Here is a 737-nt window from a genome sequence, read left to right on the forward strand (position 1 = left end):
ACCAGCCCCGACAGATCTCTCGGACTTTCCCCTTCGCTCATGTCCGCAAGCTACCGACCCACATCGACCCCACCCCTTCAGACCTGCACCGTTCAGCATTTAGTTCAGTCAACGGGGCTTCGCCTGTGCCGCAACCTCTTTCGTAACCAGGGATGTTCGGCAACTTGTCGACGACAGTCACCGATCCGAGCAATTCGTCGAGGCGAGGTGTCGACTCGTCGGCCACGTCTGCGACCACGAGAGGTGCAGCAGGTGCACTCGTCTCCATTCCCGTCCAGGGGCCTCCCTGAGCAACCGCTGCGCACCCCGAGACCGCGGCCATAAGCCCCGCTGCGGCAACACACGTGGCGACCTTGCGCCTCATCATCATTTCGTCTCCGCTGACGGCCACATCAATTCGGCGGCGTTAGGTGCGACGGACGAAAGGCTGACTCTGCGGGAGAAATTCGAGGCCACCTCGCTCGGATACGCAGCAGGAGCACACGCGGGGTATTCGTCGAGCATCACGATCAGTCGACCACTGTCTTCGTCACCTTGAGTTTCGGATCTGTCCTGCTGTTCCTTTTCGGCCGCGTTTCGCGGCGCGGCGGCAGCTTCCCTGGCTCGTGCGGCGAGCGTGGTGTCAATGGCCACGAAGTTCTCCCCGTAGGCGGCCAGTAGTTCTCCCCGCTGGTGGCCACGGGTTCTCCCCGGTGGCGGCCAGTTGTTTTTCCCCACCCGCTTTCTGATTTGGGTTA

General features: G+C 62.0%; 1 protein-coding gene. It reads right to left on the reverse strand.

The features are described 5' to 3' along the window. Positions 1-366: 366 nt before the first annotated feature. Positions 367-737, reverse strand: a 371-nt coding sequence (locus ASU23_RS12260) for a hypothetical protein (RefSeq protein ID WP_253741322.1), incomplete at its 5' end; no start/stop codon positions are given.

The organism is Rhodococcus sp. KB6, assembly GCF_001445685.1.
Taxonomy (GTDB): Bacteria; Actinomycetota; Actinomycetes; order Mycobacteriales; family Mycobacteriaceae; genus Rhodococcus_F; species Rhodococcus_F qingshengii.